The organism is Streptomyces sp. NPDC031100 (assembly GCF_055570785.1).
Map to the genome: position 1 here is coordinate 72,459 of NZ_JBVIGN010000024.1, position 17,860 is coordinate 90,318.

Annotated in this window: 9 protein-coding genes; 3 read left to right on the plus strand and 6 right to left on the minus strand. The window is 75.0% G+C overall.

Going from position 1 to position 17,860, the window contains the following annotated elements; all coding sequences use genetic code 11:
- Window positions 1-165: 165 nt before the first annotated feature.
- From ACZ5DS_RS41375 to ACZ5DS_RS41400, 6 genes are all read right to left on the minus strand, one after another.
- Window positions 166-984 carry a helix-turn-helix transcriptional regulator gene (locus tag ACZ5DS_RS41375; protein WP_468249367.1) on the minus strand — a complete coding sequence of 273 codons (819 nt, stop codon included), beginning with the start codon at window positions 982-984 and terminating at the stop codon, window positions 166-168.
- A gap of 212 nt (window positions 985-1,196) precedes the next feature.
- On the minus strand, window positions 1,197-2,933 hold the full coding sequence (locus tag ACZ5DS_RS41380; RefSeq protein WP_468249390.1) for a hypothetical protein: 1,737 nt from the start codon (window positions 2,931-2,933) through the stop codon (window positions 1,197-1,199).
- Between the two features lie 56 nt (window positions 2,934-2,989).
- The gene (locus tag ACZ5DS_RS41385) at window positions 2,990-6,535 is read right to left on the minus strand and encodes a vWA domain-containing protein (RefSeq protein WP_468249369.1); all 3,546 of its coding nucleotides are present in this window, start codon (window positions 6,533-6,535) and stop codon (window positions 2,990-2,992) included.
- A gap of 5 nt (window positions 6,536-6,540) precedes the next feature.
- Window positions 6,541-7,710, minus strand: a complete 1,170-nt coding sequence (locus tag ACZ5DS_RS41390; RefSeq protein WP_468249372.1) for an ATP-binding protein — start codon at window positions 7,708-7,710, stop codon at window positions 6,541-6,543.
- 49 nt (window positions 7,711-7,759) lie between these two features.
- Complete coding sequence (locus ACZ5DS_RS41395) at window positions 7,760-12,733, minus strand: hypothetical protein (protein WP_468249375.1); 4,974 nt, start codon at window positions 12,731-12,733, stop codon at window positions 7,760-7,762.
- Window positions 12,730-13,584 carry a DUF4132 domain-containing protein gene (locus tag ACZ5DS_RS41400; RefSeq protein ID WP_468249377.1) on the minus strand — a complete coding sequence of 285 codons (855 nt, stop codon included), beginning with the start codon at window positions 13,582-13,584 and terminating at the stop codon, window positions 12,730-12,732. Before ACZ5DS_RS41400 ends, ACZ5DS_RS41395 begins: the two co-directional genes overlap by 4 nt.
- A 570-nt stretch (window positions 13,585-14,154) precedes the next feature.
- Between ACZ5DS_RS41400 and ACZ5DS_RS41405 the strand changes: the two genes are divergently transcribed.
- Genes ACZ5DS_RS41405 through ACZ5DS_RS41415 form a run of 3 tightly spaced genes read left to right on the plus strand, consistent with a single transcriptional unit; the run spans window position 14,155 to window position 17,322 of the window.
- A complete protein-coding gene (locus tag ACZ5DS_RS41405) occupies window positions 14,155-16,014 on the plus strand; it encodes a phage tail sheath subtilisin-like domain-containing protein (RefSeq protein WP_468249378.1) in 1,860 nt (619 codons plus the stop codon).
- Between the two features lie 21 nt (window positions 16,015-16,035).
- Window positions 16,036-16,560 carry a phage tail protein gene (locus ACZ5DS_RS41410; RefSeq protein ID WP_004003113.1) on the plus strand — a complete coding sequence of 175 codons (525 nt, stop codon included), beginning with the start codon at window positions 16,036-16,038 and terminating at the stop codon, window positions 16,558-16,560.
- A 33-nt stretch (window positions 16,561-16,593) separates the two neighbouring features.
- On the plus strand, window positions 16,594-17,322 hold the full coding sequence (locus tag ACZ5DS_RS41415) for a T4 family baseplate hub assembly chaperone (protein WP_468249380.1): 729 nt from the start codon (window positions 16,594-16,596) through the stop codon (window positions 17,320-17,322).
- The last annotated feature ends 538 nt before the right edge of the window (window positions 17,323-17,860 follow it).

A 17,860-nucleotide genomic window follows, 5' to 3' on the forward strand; every position in this document is an offset into this window, starting at 1 on the left:
CGGCTCGCGGCTCGCGGCTCGCGGCTCGCGGCTCGCGGCTCGCGGCTCGCGGCTCGCGGCTCGCGGCTCGCGGCTCGCGGCTCGCGGAGCGTTGCCCTATCAGATGACAAGTTGGCTGACAACCCTTCAGGTCTGCTCGCTTCTGGACCGCTCCACGGTAACCAATCACGGAGGGCCGGCACAGGGCCCCCGGGTGCCGGGGGAGGGGACCAGACCGAGCCGCTGGGCGCGCACCACCGTGCCGACCCGGTCGCGGGTGCCCAGCTTGCGGTAGATGTTCTCCACGTGCTTGTGCACGGTACGGGCCGAGATGCCGAGGCGGCGCCCGATGGCGTCCGCGGTCAGGGCGTCGGCGAGCAGGAGCAGGACGGTCGTCTCGCGGGGCGTCAGCGTGCAGTCCGCCGCCCGCTCGTCCGGCGCTCCGGCCGGGGCCAGAGCCCGCCGCCACTCCTCCAGCAGCTGCCGCTGCCGCTCCACGCCGGCCAGCAGCGGCTGCGCGCGCTCGGCCATCGAGAGCTGGTCGTCGGCGAAGTCCGCACCGGAGCGGTAGACGAGGCACCCGGTGATCGGCGAGCCGCTGCCGGGCAGCGGTACGCCGAGCACGTGGTCGGCGTCGAGGACGTCACCGAGCAGCCGGGCCGTCGGGCTGCCCGGCCAGTCCCGGCCCACCGCCCGGTGCGCGGTGACCGGGGTCCGGTCGGACCGGCTCGCATAGTGGTGCGCGAAAGGGTAGCCCGCGCGGAGCAGGCCCAGGCCCGACTCCCCGAGCCCGGCCAGCTCGACGGCGGCAGCGTCGGGCGAACCGCCGACCGTGCCCTCGCTCTCGCTCCAGTCGTCCAGCTTGTGGACGACCGCCTCGCCGCCGCACAGGTCCATCAGGGCGCTGCCGAGCAGCGGCCACAGGAGCCCGGGCTCTCGCTCGTGCAGCGCTGCCACGGCGACCGCCACCAGGCGTTCGTAGGCCCTGTCCAGCCCGTGTGCCACGTGTTCCTCTCCGCGTGTCGCCCGCGCGCCGCCTCGCCGCCCCTGCGCCGTCTACGTACTTCTACGCATACCCCTGCCGTCCCCGGCTGCCCCACACTTCAACCCGGCGGCACCGACCTGGTCGGACGCACGCCGGGCGGGCCGCCGACGCGGGGGAACGGCGGCCCGCCCGGCGTGGTCGCCCCCCTCAGCCTCCTCACCTGCCTCCTGCCTCAGGCACCCCAGGCTGCGGCGCACAGGACGCGGTCGACCTCGTCGGTGTAGCGGGCCGCGGCCAGCCAGGCCCTGGCGAACCGGTCGGTGTCAGCCGGGAGCAGACGGCCGAAGACGTCACGGGACCGCTCCGCCGCGGCCGCGTGGAGTTCGTCCAGGAGGTCGCCCGCCGTCGAAAGGCCGTGGCGGCTCAGCCGCCGGACGTCGGCGGCCCCGTGCGAGGGGAAGGACAGCACGAGCCGGCCGCCCGAGGCCGCCTGGTGCACACGGCGGCGCAGCAGGTGCACCGGCGCCTCATCGGATACGGGTGCGGCAGCCGGGGCGGCGGGCGCGGCGGGCAGGTCGGCGTGCTGCAGCCGGTCCAGGCCTACATCGACGCGGGTGCCGGGGAGGGTGGGGTGCTCGACCGCCAGCAGCAGCGCCCGCGGGTGCGAGGCCGGGACGAGCCGGACCACGGCCCGCAGCCGGCTGCCCCGGGCGGCGGCCAGCAGGCGGAGGTTGTCGCGGTGGGGGAGCGCCGGATGGTCGTGCGCGGCGGTCAGCCGCAGCGGGACGCCCCCGCAGTCGCCGAGCAGACAGTCGCCCGCCGCCTCCCGGACCGCGCCCGTCAAGGTCACTTCGAGGAAGAGCAGGTCGTGGCCCCCGCTCAGGGCACGGGACACCTGCTCGGCGACCGGCACCGCCCAGAGGCGGTCCAGCGGCTCCGCGCGCCAGTCGGCACCGGACGCGCGGACCGCCCGTACCCCCGCGCCCGCCCCCAGCCGACCCGTCGGCGACACCGTCGCCCCCGACACCGCGAGCCCCGCCCGGGACAGCTCCCGGTGCGTCAGGGCGGTGTCACCGACGCGTACGGCCCGATCCGCCGCGCCCACCGCCCGCCCGGCGCCGCCCGGCGCCACGTCCGACACCTGGTACAGGCGGCCCTCGGCGTCGGCGGTCCAGGTGACGGCACCCGCGTACCCGCTCGCGGTGAGCACCGGTTCGGAGAAGACGCCGTACAGCCGCAGCGAGCCGTCCGGGCGGTACGGCTGCCGTACGGTGCCGCGCAGCTCGGTCAGTTCCGGGCCCTCGGCGTGCGGGATGCGGTGGGCCGTCGACAGGGCGTCGCGGAGGGCGGTGACGAGGTCGGCGAGACGGTACGCCGGGTCGGCGGAGCGGGCGGCGCGCAGCGCGTTCACCACGGAGACGGCCGTGGCGGCGGCCCGGGGGAGTCCCGCGAGCCGCGCCGTGTGCGCGGCGCGCAGCAGCTCCGCCTGGAGCACCGCCCCGGCTCCGTCCGTACCGGCTTCGAGTACGGCGGTCGCGGCGGTGTGCACGGTGTGGGCGGCGGCGCACTGCTCGGGGGTGGCCCGCTCGGGGGCCGTGGTGTCCGTCGGTTCCTCCGAACTGGTCCCCGCCTCGTGGGAGTCGGCGGCAGCGGCCGGTTCCGCCGCCGGTTCCGCCGTCGGTTCCGCGATCGGAGCCGCCGAGGCCGCCGCGGCCCGGTGCAGACAGTCCGGGGCCAGCAGACAGCCGCAGCGGATGGCATCCACGCTGGTCACCGCGCCGCCGGGGGCGTGGAGTTCGAGCTGGGTGCCGTCGTCGACGGCGATGCGCACGGTGTCGCCGTCGCGCACGGCCGGGCGGTCCGCCAGTTTGGCGATGCCCGCGTCGAGCCGCTTGCGCAGCCGGGGCGAGAGCGCCGCGACGAGTTCGGCGGTCACGGACGGGGCGACCGGAGGCAGATCCGCGCTCACACCCCCCGCGCTCACACCCCCCAGGCCCACACCACCCGGGCTCACAGGCTCCTGGCTCATGTGATCTTCTCCCCTACCCAGCGGGCGAGTTCGAGCGGACTGAGGGCGGCCACCGGCATCCCCGCCGCGACCAACTGACGTGCGACCCCGGTCGAGTACCGGGGACGGCCGGAATCGTCCAGGCTCGCGCATCCGAGGACGTGGCAGCCGGCGCCGACCAGGGCGCGGACCTCGGCGAGCAGCCCGCCGAGGGGGTAGCCCTCCTCGAAGTCGCTGACGACCACCACGAGCGTCCGCGAGGGCACGGTGACCAGCTCGCGCGCGTGCCGCAGCCCGGCCGCGATGTGGGTACCGCCGCCCACGCTGACCTCCAGCAGCAGCGACAGCGGGTCCTCGACGTGGTCGGTCAGGTCGATGACCTCGGTGGAGAAGGCCAGGAAGTGCGTGGACAGGGTCGGCACCCCGGCCAGTACGGAGGCCGTGATCGCGGCCCAGATCGTGGACGCCTCCATGGACCCCGACACGTCGGTGACCAGGACCAGCCGCCAGTCGGCGGCCTTTCGGGCCCGGGTACGGAAGACGGGACGCTCGGGGATGACCTGGACCGTGCCCTCCGGAGTGCGGCGCGCGGTCGCCAGGTTGGCCCGCAGAGTGCGGGGCAGGTCGAGTCCGCCGCCCGGACGCCGGCTCGGGCGTGGCAGCGCGGTGCCGTGCAGCGCGGGACGCAGCCGGGTGGCCAGCTCCCGGGTCAGTGCGTCGACCAGGCGCCGCACGAGCGGACGCAGCGCGGCCAGCCGGGCCTCCGGCAGCCCGCCCGCGTGCCGGAGCACCGAGCGGAGCAGGTCGACCGAGGGTCGTACGGTGTCCGGGTCGAGCTCCTGGAACACGTCCTGTCGGCCCGCCGCCGCGGCCGCCGCCAGCACCTCCTCCCGGATACCCGGGCCGAACAATGCCGCCAGTTCCTCGGACCACTCCCGCACCCCGGGGTACGGCGCCTCCCGGCCGCCGGGCCCGGCACCGGTCAGGTCGCCCCGGCTGCCCTCCCCGCGTCCGCTGCCGTACAGCTCGTCGAGCGCGGTCGCCAACGTGCGGGCAGAGGCGGGCAGTTGGTCGCGGCGGCGGCCCAGCACCAGACGCCAGCGGTCGGCCGGAGCGAGCCGGTGGTCCGCGCCGGAGGCGGGGCCGTCCGGTCTCCCGGCTGCGGCGGACGCGGCCTTCGGATTCCGGGGCGGCGGAAGGAGCCCCCAGGCGCCGAGTGCCTCACGGGCCGCGAGGTCGGCGCGGGTCCAGGTGGCCAGCGCGCCAGGGTCGACCGCGCCGGTGTCGGCCAGGTGGCTCTCGTCCAGGCGCTCCTCGACGGTGGACAGGAGCCGGTCGCGGGCGGCAGGGCTCAGCGTGTCGAAACCGCCCCGCAGGGCGGGCAGCCGGTCCAGGAAGTCCCGGTCGGACAGCTCCGACACCCGGCCCAGCAACGGCTCCAGCGCGGGGGCCGCCGACTCCAGCAGCGGGCCCGCCGCGGTCAGCAGCCCCGTGAGCCGCGCGGCCAGCGCGGACCGGGTCTCCGGGTCGCAGGCCCCGTCCACCCACGACGCTACCCGGTCACCGAAGCGGAGCGGATCCTCGTGCCCGAGCAGCACACGTACGGCTCCGGCGGCGCCGCGCATCAGCGGGGAGCCGTCGGCGGCCAGCCGGGCGAGCGCGTCGGTGAGCCGGATGCCGCCCAACAGGTCGGCCCGGTGGGCGAGTTCCAGCAGGGCATGGGCGTGGGCGGGGTCCTCGGAACCGGTGAGGCCGTCGACCTGGCGTACGGCGGCGGCGGTGAGCAGCTCGGCCACGGCCGCCGCCCGTACCGTACGGTCCTCGTCGGCCGGGAGTCCCGCGATGTGCCCGGCCCGCAGCCGGTCCAACAGGGCCAGACCGGCAAGGAGTTCGGGCAGCGCGCCGGAGTTCGGCAGCACGTCGGCCGTCTCCGCCAGCCGCTCGTCCGCCAGGCCGGGCAGACCGCACTCCGCCGCCTGCTCCAGGCCGCTGAGGGCCTGTGCCGCGGTGGGCCCGCCCTCGTCCCGCTCCGTGCGGTGCCGTTCCCGCAGCACTCCTTCGGCGGCCTGGGCCGGGGTGACGCCGCGGACGCCTGCCGCCGTAAGCATCGCCGCCGTCGCCGGCGTCCAGCGCACCTCCCAGCGGGACGTCAGCCCCTCGGCGCCGCCCGCACCGCTGACCTCCTTCGGCTCCGCGTACGGCACCGCGCACACCGTCAGGCGGCGCAGCAGCAGTTCGCGGCGGCGGTCCAGGTCGGACCGGAGCGGGTCGAGGCGCAGGTCGCGGGCGGTGCCGGGGCCGGAGTCGGCCGGGCCGGGCAGGCCCAGCGCGGCCAGCTCGGCCTCGACCGCGGGAGCCAGCCCGCTGCGCGGCGCGTCCGGCGCCGGGCGACCGGCACGCGTGCCGACGAGCACCTGCTCCATCGCCCGGGCGACGGCCCGCCCCCGCCCGTACGGCTCGCCCTGCGCGAGGACCGTCTGCACGGCCTCCACCAACTCGCCCCGGCCCGCCGCGGGCAGCCCCCGCAGCCGGGCCAGATCACCGGCGAGCCGCACGATCTCGCGCGCGTCGGCGGGCCCGGAGGGGTGGCCCAGCGCCCGCAACTCCGCACAGACCCGGACGGCCGCCCCGGTCAACGCCTCCTCCAGCGCGGCCGGTTCACCGGCGGCCTCGAGCACCAGGTGCTGCCACTCGGGGTCACGGATACCGGCTGGGTAGCCGGAGCGCTCGTCGAGGAGGGCGTAGGCGTAGGGGATGAGGGAGGTGGTCCAGGACGGCGTGGCCCTGCCGTCCGCGGGGGAGAGCGTTCCCTCGGCCGGTTCGAGCAGCGCCGGGGCGTGGAAGGCGCCCACCACCACGGCGGCACGCTCGCCGTTCGCGGTGGCCGCCGCGAGGCAGGACCGCATCCACCGTTCCCGCCGCAGATCCAGCTCCGGCACCCCGCCCGAGTGCGCCGCATCCTCGCGCAGCGCCCAGCCCGTGAGCAGCGCGGCCCGCCGCAGGGCCTCCGGCGGCGAACCGGGGGCGGTGGCCTCGACCAGCCGGTCCCAGAGGTCCTCGCCGGGGCGGCCGGTGAGGCGGGAGCGGACCGCGGTGGCCAGCCCGGCTACGGTGGAACCGTCCGCTGTCGCGACCGCGCCGCCGCCCGCCTCCGGTGCCATGACGCCTTCCGGGTCCGCAGTGGCCGCCGTATCCCCGCTCCATGCCCGGTCCGCGAGCGGCAGATCGCACGCGACGACCGGCACACCGTGCCGGGCCGCCCACCGCACCGCCACCAGTTCGGGTGAGAAGTCGGCGAAGGGATAGAACGCCGGGCCGCAGACCCCGTCGCCGGGTGCGGCGGCGAGGGCGACCGGTGCGCGGGTCTCCTCGTGGGCGAGCCACGGCAGCCAGTCCTGCAGTTCGGCGGGGAGTTCGACGAGCAGGACGTCCGGCTTCGCCGCGTCCAGCAGTGCCGGTACGGCCGCGGCCAGGGACGGCGCGTGGTGTCGTACGCCGATGAGGCAGGGCGCCGCCGGGTCGGTGAGGGCCAGGACGGCCGCCTCGGGAGAGGGGTGGGGCACGGCCGTCAGCCCTCCAGGACCGTGCGCAGGTCCCACAGGGTCCGCCAGGTGGCGGAGCCCTGCTCGGCGCGGCGCCGGACGGGGCCGTCCCAGTAGCCGCGCAGCCGGGCCGCGTCGGCCGGGTCGTCCTTGCGCACGACACCGAGAAGGTGGCCCGGAAGCAGGCCGAGGACGTCACGGTCGCCGGGGAAGTACGCCGCGGCCAGGCCCAGCGCACCGGCGACGGACACGGCCTCGGCGGTGCTCATCACCGTGGACGGCCGCTCCACCTCCCAGCCCTCTGCCGAGCGCCCCTCCCGCAGATCCCGGAACGCGGTGACCAGCGCCTCCAGCACCGCGTCGTCGACCTGGAAGGGCGCCCCGGCCCGCTCCACCGAGGCCGAGGCCTGGCGGCGCACCAGTGCCGTCTCTGCGTCGAGGTCCGGGATGGGGCCCACGGTCTCGAAGTTGAAGCGGCGCTTGAGGGCGGCGGACATCTCCGAGACGCCCTTGTCCCGCAGGTTGGCCGTGGCGATGAGATTGAACCCGGGCGCAGCGTGCGCCAACGCGTCCTCGCTGCCCGCGAGTTCGGGTACGGCGATGCGCCGCTCCGACAGCAACGACACCAGGGCGTCCTGCACTTCGGGCAGGCAGCGGGTGACCTCCTCGACCCGGGCGATCGCACCCCGGGACATGGCGGTCAGCACCGGCGACGGCACCAGCGCCTGCCGGCTGGGCCCCTGAGCGAGCAACAGGGCGTAGTTCCAGCCGTACTTGAGCTGGTCCTCGGTGGTGCCCGCCGTGCCCTGCACCACCAGACCGCTGGTCCCGCAGACGGCGGCCGACAGCAGCTCGGACAGCATGGACTTGGCGGTGCCGGGCTCGCCGACGAGCAGCAGGCCCCGCTCACCGGCGAGCGTGACGACGCACCGCTCCACCAGCGCCCGGTCGCCGACGAACTTGCCCTCCACCACCAGGCGCCGAGGCACTGCGTCCGGCACCTCGGCGTCGTCGGGCAGCCGCAGCGCCTGCCCGCCGCTGCCCATGACGAACGTGACGACGGCCCGGGGCGTGAGCCGCCACGCGGGCGGGCGCGGCCCGCTGTCGTACGCAGCGAGGAAGGCCAGTTCGGTGGCGTACCGGTCCTCGGGCGGGACGATCTGACGGGTCGCGTCGGGAACGAGGACGGTGGTCATCGGCAGGTGCCCTTCAGGGTGGTGCGGGTGATGGTCGGTGCGCAGGGGATCATCGGCGGCGCCCCCTGCGGGTGGCCCGTGTGGTCAGCTCCTCGTAGGCCGGTGCGTCGCCCGAGCGGACCCGGTCCCAGGCGCGGGCGAACAGCTCCGGCACCGGCAGCAGGGGCAGGGCGCGCCGGTGGTGAAGGACCGGGTACAGGCCCTCCTTCCAGATCTCCACCGGCAGCGCCGGCGACTTCAGGTCGCGCCAGCCGCAGGGCAGGAACAGGCTCCGCCCCGCGCGCGGCCGCTTGGCCTCCACGACCAGGTCGGTCGCGGCCAGCTCGGCACGGGCCTTCTTCATGCGGGCGGGCTTCCAGCCGGTCCAGCGCGCGCAGTTGCGGTCCGTCGGATCGGGCAGCGCCAGCAGCAGGAGGTAGAGCGCGGCCGCGTCCTCGCCCAGGCCGTGCGCCGCGGCGGCCTCGGCGACGAGCGCGGGCGCGGTGACGGTCGGGTCCTGGGCGTGTCCCGAGGGGCCATCGACACCGGCCTCGACCGCCCGGCCCAGCTCGTCGCCCAGGAGCGTACGCAGCATGCGCAGGCCGTGGCCGCGCGCGCCGCCGACCAGGCCTTCGAGCAGCCCGAACACGGGGTCGTCGGGGCCGGTGAGCGCGGCCGGGCGGATCAGGACCGTCTCCATGTCCTGGTACCAGGGGCGCAGGACGATCGCCTCGCCGACCCGGGTGAGGCCGTGCGCGTCGGCGCCTCCGGTCGCCGGGAGGGCGTAGGCCTTGCGCAGTTCGACGGCGGTCGAGCCGCCCTTCTCCGTCCACTCGACGTCCAGGTCGAGCAGCAGCTCCGGATCGCTCACCCGGCGGCGCAGGGCGGCGAGCCCCTCGGGCAGGGACGCCCGCAGCGGATGGCCGTACGGCAGGACGTAGGCCAGTGCGGCCAGGGAGTTCACGGCGGACGACAGATCGTGCCGGCCGGGGACGGCCGCGGGGTCCGCCCAGGCCAGGTCGCCGTCCTTGCCGGGCCGCAGGACGGTGGTGCGCGCCAGCCACGGGGTGCGGGTGGGGTTCAGCACCTCCTCGGCACAGCCCACGCCCGCCATGTCGGCGCTGAGGTCCTCCGGCAGGCGGACGAGCGAACTGAGCCGTTCGGCCCACACCCGGCCGGCGGCCTCCGTGTCGGGACCGGTGGCCCACAGTTCGGCGGGGTCCGCGGGCAGCAGGGCGCCGAGGAGGACCTTCCGATCCTCGGGGTCCAGGGCGTTGACCCGGGCGACTGCGAACTCGCTCTGCCGGGGCTTCAGCCCGATGACGGCCAGCCCCTCGGCGCCGGGTTCCTGCAGCAGGCCGGCGAGCAGCGCGCCGGCCTGCAGCGGACCCAGTCCGCCGTGGGTCGCCGCCGCCAGCGCCTCGGGCCCCTCGGCCCGCCAGGGAGCGGCGCCCTTGTCTCGGATCAGCCGGGTGACAGCGGCGAGCCGTTCGGCGGGGATCGTCGACGGGTACCTGGTCTCCCTGTCCAGCGTGAAGTGGGCGACAGCGCCGAACGCGCCGGACGGGTCGTGGTCCAGGGCCAGCCAGTTGACGCGGTCGCGCTGGCTGTCGATGCTCTGGCAGCCGAGCACGACCACGGTGCGGCCTCCGCGGCGCAGCACCTGACCCGCCCGCTCCTGCTTGTCGTGCGGCTCGCTCAGGACGATCTCGCGGAGCGTCGCCCCCGGTTCCGCGAGCGGTCCTTCACCCAGCGCCTCGAACAGCAGGAGCAGAGAATCCCGTTGGGCGTCGGTCAGGGCGGGCGAGGTGGCCCGGTAGGCGAGGGGACCCAGCACGCCCAGTACGGACGGCCACACCATGCCGATCCCGGGGATGGTGTGCTTGTCGCTGTGCCAGCCGTCGCGGAGCGCGGCGAGGTGGTCGGGGTCGGGCAGCGGCTTGCCTTCGGCCGGCTTCCCGCACAGGGCGTGGTTCACGGCCCGGATCTGACGCAGCGTGCTCCACGGCTGCCCCCACCACCCGTGCAGGCCGGCGAGGCCGGCCGTGGCCGTCTGGAGGGTGCGGTTGTCGCCGTGCTCGGGGGCGTAGTCGGCGAACATCTCCTCCGCCCCTCTGGCCCGCTGCGGCCGCTCGGCAGGCGGCGCCCCGAAGGCCGTGGCCGACTCGGTGATGCGCAGCGCCACCCGGACCAGCGCGGCGACACCGATGAGCAGCCTGCCGTCGGTGCAGCCGGGCAGGGCGAGCGCGACGGCGCCGAGGGCGACGTGGTCAGCGGACGGTACGGCGGCCTTGGCGGCTTCGTCCGAGCCGGCGTCGGCCAGCGCCTGCCGCCGTCCCTCCAACGCCAGCGCCGTGACCCGCAGCACCTCGGCCGCCTGCTCGTCGGTCAACGCGCGCAGCACGGCCGAACCCTGCTCGTCGCGCGGGCGCAGCGCGTGCCAGAAGGCGAGCGGCGGCACCAGTCGCGTACCGGCGGCGAACTCGTTGCCGCTTTCACCGGTCGTCACACCACCCAGCTCGCCGCCCGGGGAGGTGTCATCGGGCGCGAACAGGCCGACCTTGCGGTGCATCTGTGCGGCGACCGGCTCGGCACCCCCGGGCAGCCGCAGCGCGCCCAGCGGCACCGCGCCCGCCCGGCCGTTGTACGCAGCCACCGAGACCGTGCGCCCGTCCGGCGTCCCGGCGACGCTGCGGGTCTCGTCCCCCTTGCCCTCCAGGCGCACCCAGCGGCCCAGCACCGTGCCGTCGGTGCCGAACGGGCTGTTCTCGAGACCCGGTTGCAGCGGGAGCACCTCGCAGGAGCGGGGCAGCAGGGAGGCGTCCTCGTGGATGCCGGACCGCAGCAGCGCGGGAAGGGAGGCGCGGCCGTGCGTGCCGGTGGCCGGGTCGTACTCCAGCCACACCGTCTCGACGCCCTGCCTGCCCTGGCGCCACAGCGTGGTGCCGTCGCCGATCACGGAACGGCTCGGCGGCAGGACCGTGTCCCCGGCGTGCAGCGTGCGGCCGCCGGTGGCGCGGCCGCCCCCGGGCAGCGGGATCGAAGGGGCGCCGACCTCGTTCCCGGTCCAGTACGAGGGCAGCTGCTCGCCGCCGAGTTCGAACACCTCGGCGGGGCGGGCCGACCAGTAGCCGTGCTGCTTGGCGCCCTGCCGCCACATCACGAGCAGTTCGCCGTCCACGTAGCGGAACCGGGGGCGCTGCCAGCGGTCCAGCTCCTGGGGCAGGCGCAGGTCGTGTTCGAGGAGCACCTGGTCGGGGCCGACCACGATCGCCTTGTGCCGGCGCGCCAGGATCAGCGCGGGCCAGGCCTCGTGGACCGTCAGCGTGTTGTCCTCACCCTTCCTGGTCTCGACGTCGAGCAGGGCCAGCGCCTCGTCCAGGGCGGGCCAGCCCAGCTCGTCCAGGATTCCGGCGCGCAGCGTGCGGCCGAGCAGTGGAGCCACCGCGTGTCCGGCGACCCGTGCGACGGCGTCCGCGTTGACCGCGGAGGCGATCGACCGGAAGGGGCGCAGCCGGTCGAGCGCGGCACGGGCGGCGGGCAGGCCCACCGCGCGCGTGTAGTCCCCAGCGGCCTCGTCCAGCCACTCGCTCAGCACGACCGAGAGCACCGGGTGGGCGGCGACGGTCTTCAGCAGCTCGCGATGGTGCGAGTCGTTGCCGACCGTGTCGACTGCCTGGTGCAGCAGGCGCCGGACGTGCGGGTCGGCCGCGACGGCCACCAGGTCCCGGCGGCCGGTCCGGGTGTCCTTCAGCCAGTCGGTGAGCGGCAGGTACACGTTCACTTCGGCGCCGGGAACCGTGAGCGGGATACCCTCGGCCGTGCACAGGTCCAGCAGGTCGAGGTCGGCGCCGGCGTGCCAGCGGCCGGTGAACAGGTCCACGGCCCGGCCGGAGGCGCGCAGCAGCGGAGCCATGCGCTCGACGAGCGCCAGCGTGGCCGGTGAGCGGCGCGACCAGGACCCGCCGTGCTTGCGGAAGGCAGCCCAGCGGCTCAGCCAGTCGGCGGGATCGACGCCGTACTCCTCGGCCGCGTCCGCGTCGGTCAGCAGCCGCTCGGTCCCGGACTCCGCGAGCAGCGTCAGCCAGAACTCGTCGTCCTCGACCTCCCGGCCGAGCCCGGCCGGCATGATCTCCAGCAGGCGCGCCCGGACGGCGGGTTGACGCTCGGCGAGGCCGGGGAGGACCGCGCGGTAGGAGTTCCAGAAGGACGCGGGTGCCCGGACGGCGGCGGGGGAGGCGATCAGGTCGGCGACCAGGGCGCACTCCTCCGTGGCCCGGTCCAGACCCGCCCCTTTGATCAGCCCGCGCGCGTCCTGCGGCAGCGACGCGTAAGGCGGCATGCCGGCCGCGCAGCGCTCGACCGTCAGCTGCCGGAACTGCGCCCACGCGGCGGCCGGGTCGAGGCGCCGGGCGAGGTCCTTCACATGCTCCTTGAGGGCCTTGACGGTGAGTGCCCCGGCGAAGGCGAACTCCAGGAACACCGCCCGCTGCCGCTCCTCGTCCACGGTGAGCGCGTGCACCCGCTCGGCCTCGCGGGCCTTGCCGAAGAAGGCGGCCGCGTACGTGGTGTTCTCGTGCTCCAGGAAGACCCGCGCGGCCTGCTCGTAGAACGTCGGCAGGAAGTGTGGCACGGCCCGGCCGAGCCGCTCGCCGAGCGCCTCGAAGCCGTCCTTGGCCGTGCCCGGCCGGGACTTGGCCTGCCGGGCGAGCCGCTCGACATCCTTGACCAGGGCGAGCGCATGGTGCCCGTTCGCCGGGTCGTTCACCAGCGCCCACGCCGGGAAGCCCAGGGTCTCCTTGCGTACCTGCCCGACCTCGGGCGCCTCCGGCTCGCGGGCGAGGCCCAGGAACTCCAGCGCCAGGTCCTCGGCCTCGCCGAGGGTGCCCGGCACCAGGCGGACCACCTGCCGGTCGTCCAGGGCGGGGTGGGTGTAGGTGCGGACGGTGAGGCTGTCGGCGTCCTCGCGCGCGGTGCTGCCCGGGGGCAGTACGGCACCGGAGTCCAGAAGCGTGGCCGCGGTGGTCTCGTCGTACGTGTTCATGCCGCCTGCTCCTCGTCCTGGATGTCCCGCCCGGCGTACAGCGCGGCCGCCATGCGCATGCCCTCCGACCAGGCGACCGGCCCCACCTGACCGAGCTTCAACAGGCGCCCTGCGGGATCGGCCCACACCAGCGAGCCGGTCTCGGTCTCCTCCCAGCCGTCGTAGTCGCCGACCCAGACGCGGGCCTCGACGCCGCGGCCGTCCTCCAGGACGGGGCACACCGCGTGTCCGCCGCGCACCCGGTAGCCGAGCTGGGTCGCCCTGCCGTGCAGGAAGCGCAGTTCCTTGTACGAGCCGCCCGCGTACTCCTCCACCTGGGTCGCCTCGGCGTCCAGGCCGGCCGGGCGGTGCCAGACCTCGCGGAAGAGCTGCTGGGCGCGCTGTTCGACACCCAGCTCGACGGCGAACTCCCGCAGCTCCTCCAGGTCGTCCAGGAGGACCGGGTGCGGGATGCGGACGAGGTCCGGGGCGATACGCACGGTGTCGCCGTCCAGGTCGACGAGGCCGAGGCCGCGCTCCGGGTCGGCGTCCCGCAGGAAGCCGGCTACCTGCCCGTCGTCGCCGGTGACGACGAGGTCGCGCAGGGCGGCCTGCCAGGCGGGGTCCGGCCACACCCGGGTGAGGACGGCGAGCGGCACCGGCAGCGAGCGGACCATCCACCGCTCCGCATCGGCCAGGCACTGCCGCTCGTGGCGCTCCAGCCACTCGGCGAGCTGCCTGAGACCCATGACCGCCGGATCGTCGCCGAGCTTCGCGGGTACGGACTTCAGCCGCCGTCCGGCCGCGTTGCGGCACACCACCTTCCCGCCGTCGAGGGCGACCTCGTAGTCGCCGGCCGCAACCCACCCCATCCATGCCTCCCCGCATGCGCAGTGATCAAGTGCCGGGAACTCTAAGGGAGGCCACTGACAACGCCCTCGGCACCCGGAGGGAACGGCACCCTCACGAAACCGGCCACCGAGGATTGTGTACGGGTGAAGGAGGCCCCGAGGAGCCCACACCCGTGCGCGGAGCGCAGGGCGCGGTGTCCGCCGTGTGCCGGCCTTCCCGAACGCGGGTGCGGATGCTGCCCGCACGCCCGCCGTGCTGAAGCTGTGCACCACCTGTCGGGGGCGCGCGGGAACGATGTGCGAGTACCGCGAGTTGACCTTCACGAAACCTTTTCTTTGCATGGCCGGAAGACACCTTGTTGCCTCAACTCCCGTCGCAACAAGGTGGGTTGAGCACTTGAGCATCAGGGGTTGCAAGCGAGCGCTTGTCCGTGCGATCGACGCGCGGGGCTGACGGGGGAATTGAAGCGGTGCGTGGCAGCTTTCGCCCGTTTGGGTGGTGTCTCGGCGTACCAGTCCGGAAAATCTCCCTCTGTCGTCTCTTGGTGCCTTCGTCCGGTGCCCGAGACAGGGATAGGAGGGGGAAAGCCGATGAGCGCGGTGAGCGCCGCCAAGCCGACGTATCCCGGCGTCTACGTCGAAGAGCTTCCCAGCAGCACCCGCACCATCTCGACCCTGACCACGTCGGTGACCGCTTTCGTGGGTCACACCCGGCGGGGTCCGCTCAACGAGCCGGTACGCGTCACCAGCTTCGCGGAGTTCGAGCGCCGCTTCGGCGGCCTGAGCGCGCGCAGCGCCGTCGGCTACGCCGTCCACCAGTTCTTCGGCAACGGCGGCACCGTCGCCGTCGTCGTCCGTGTCACCAAGGCCGGCAGCGGCAAGGCCGCCTGCGTCACCCTCAAGTCCACCGAGGGGCACAGCGACAGCGATGTCCTGGAAGTGCACGCCAAGGAGCCCGGCGTGTGGGGCAACGGCCTGCGTGTGGCCGTCGACCAGGACACGCCCTGCCCTGACGAGACCTTCAATCTGCGGGTCTACGACGCCCGGGGCGAGGCCCGCGAGAGCTTCACCGGCCTGTCCATGGACCCCTCCAGCGGCCGCTACGCCCAGACCGTCATCAACGCGGGCTCCCGGCTGATCCGTGTCGAGGTGGTCGGCGAGGGCCGCCCGGACCCGTCCGGCACCGTCTCCAAGCCGTTCGGCCACCAGCTGCCCGACCTCGCCGTCGACCTCACCGTCAAGATCGGCGAGGTGGAGCGCGAGTTCACGCTCTACGACCCCGACTGCGACGGCGAAGCCCCGTCCTGTGTGGCCGAGCTGGCCCTGCTGCTGGAACGCAAGCTGCGCGCCCTGCCCGACGCCCCGGGCAGGCACGCCTTCGCGGGCGCCGAGGTGACCGCCTTCGGCCGCCGCGTCCAGGTGGTCGCGGGCTCCACCGACCCCGAGGACGTCGTCCGCTTCCTCGGCGAGTGCGCCAACGACCTCGGCCTGGAGGCCTCCGTCAACCCGCCCGTCTTCCCGCTGGCCGGCGGCGAGGACGGCGAGGCGCCCGGACCGCGCGACCTCATCGGCTCCGAGGCCGGCAAGACCGGCATCCAGGCGCTGCGCCAGGTCGACGACGTCAACCTCCTCGTCCTGCCCGAGCTGGCGGCGTACGAGAAGACCGAGGACGCGATCACCGTCGTCTCGGCGGCCCAGCGCCTGTGCCAGGAGCGGCGGATCTTCCTGCTCGTCGACGCACCCGGCACCTGGGTCAGCGTGGACACGGCACGCGCCGGCATCGCCGCCTTCGACGCCGTACGGGGCAACCACGCGGGCCTGTACTTCCCGCACCTGCAGCTCACCGACCCGCTCACCGGGCGGCTGCGCTCCTTCCCGCCCTCCGGCGCGATCGCAGGCGTCATCGCCCGCACCGACTCCGAGCGCGGCGTGTGGAAGGCGCCGGCCGGCACCGAGGCGCGGCTCGCGGGCGTCCACTCGCTCACCGTGAACCTCACCGACCGCGAGACCGGTCTGCTCAACCCGCTCGGCATCAACTGCCTGCGCAGCTTCCCGCTGACCGGCCCGACCGTGTGGGGCGCCCGCACCCTGGAGGGCGCCGACGCGCTCGACAGCGAGTGGAAGTACGTGCCCGTACGACGGCTCGCCCTGCACGTCGAGGAGAGCCTCCAGCGCGGCCTGCAGTGGGTGGTGTTCGAGCCCAACGACGAGAACCTGTGGCAGCAGATCCGGCTGGCAGCCTCCTCGTACCTGCACACGCTTTTCCGGCAGGGCGCCTTCAAGGGCGGCACCCCGCGCGAGGCCTACTTCGTCAAGTGCGACAGCGACACCACGACCGACGAGGACATCGCGAACGGGATCGTGAACGTCCTGGTCGGCATCGCACCGGTCCGCCCGGCGGAGTTCGTGATCGTCAAAATCCAGCAGACGTCCGGGCAGTTCGAGCTCTAAGAATCCCGAGGACATTTTTCGATGGCAGAGTTCACCGTCAACGCCCATCGTTTCGACCCCTACAAGAACTTCAAGTTCCTGGTCCTGTGGGACGGTCGTACGGTCGCCGGCATCAGCAAGATCAGCCCGCTGAAGCGCACCACCGAGGTCGTCAAGCACCGTCACGGCGGCGACCCCTCCTCCCCGCGCAAGTCGCCGGGCCGCTCCGAGTTCGAGGGCATCACCCTGGAGCGCGGAGTCACCCACGACCCCGAGTTCGACCGCTGGGCCAACAAGGTCTGGCAGGTCGGCGCGGGCCTCGGCTCCGAGGTCTCTCTTGCCGACTTCCGCAAGGACATCGTCATCCAGGTCCTCAACGAGGCCGGCCAGGTCGCCGTCTCGCACAAGCTCTACCGGACCTGGCCCAGCGAGTACCAGGTCCTCGGCGAACTGGACGCCAACGCCAACGCGGTCGCCATCCAGTCGCTGAAGCTCGAGTGCGAGGGCTGGGAGCGGGACTACGAGGTGCCCGAGCCCGAGGAGCCCTCCTTCCTCAACCCGGCCTGATCTGACGTGAGGTGAGGAAGCCGGGGGGAACACATGGCGATCACCGGGGCGGCCGGGCTGCTGGCCACCTGGGAGGCGGGGCTCGCCGAGGCACCCGCCGGGCGCGCCCTGCTGCTGCACCGCACGGCGCGCCCGGACCTCGACACCGCGGAGCTGCCCGCGGTGCCGTTGGGCGAGCGCGAGTCCGATCTGTTCGCCCTGCGCCGCGCCCTGTTCGGGGAGCGGATGCAGATACGGCTGGAGTGCCGGGCCTGCGGCGCGGACATGGAGTTCGAGCTGGACGCCGGGGAGTTCGCCCGGTCCCTCGGCGCACCCGAGGAAACGGTCGTACGGCTCACGGAGGGCGGCTGGGACATCGCCTTCCGGCTGCCCGCCTTCGCCGACCTGACGACCGCGGCCCGCACCACCGACCCGCGCGCCGCGCTGCTCGCCCGCTGTCTGGTCTCGGCGGAGCACAACGGCACGCCCACCACCGCCGACGCCCTTCCGGCACCGGTGCAGCGGCGGATCGCCGAGGCCGTCGAGGCCGCCGACCCGGGCGCCGACGTGACGCTCAACGTCGGCTGCCCCGAGTGCGGTACGGCCACCCGCGCCGACCTCGACATCGCCTCCTACCTGTGGACCGAACTGGACGCCTGGGCCAGGGACCTGCTCCTCGACGTCCATCTGCTCGCCACCGCCTACGGCTGGAGCGAGCCGGAGATCCTGGCGCTCAGCCCGCTGCGGCGCCGCTACTACCTGGAGCTGTGTGCGGATGTCTGACTCCTCCTCCCGGGCGCCCGAGGCGGAGCCCGACTTCCTCGACCGGCTGATAGCCCGGCACGCCGAGGCGAGACCGGACACCGTCCGGGTACGGCCGCGGCTGCCCGGACCGTTCGAACGCGTCGAGGCGGTCCGGGCCCGCACCCCGGACCCGGACGCCGCCGACTCCGTGCTGTGGCCCGCCGCCACGCCCCCGGCCGTACCGGACCGGGACGCGCCCCGGCCGGGCGCCGCCGAGGTCCGGCGGCACACGGAACGCGAGCGGATCGTCGTACGCACGGAACGGGCGCCCGCCGAACCGGCAGGGCGTCCCGCACCGGCCGCCCTGCCCGAGGCACCGCTGCTGCGCCCCGCCGCGCCCCTCGCGCCGCGACTGCTCCCGGTGCCCCAGACCGGTCCGCGCACGTCCGGGCGGGGAGGCCCGGAACCGGGCGCGCACCGGACCGGGGGGGGGGGGGGGGGGGGGGGGGGGGGGGGGGGGGGGGGGGGGGGGGGGGGGGGGGGGGGGGGGGGGGGGGGGGGGGGGGGGGGGGGGGGG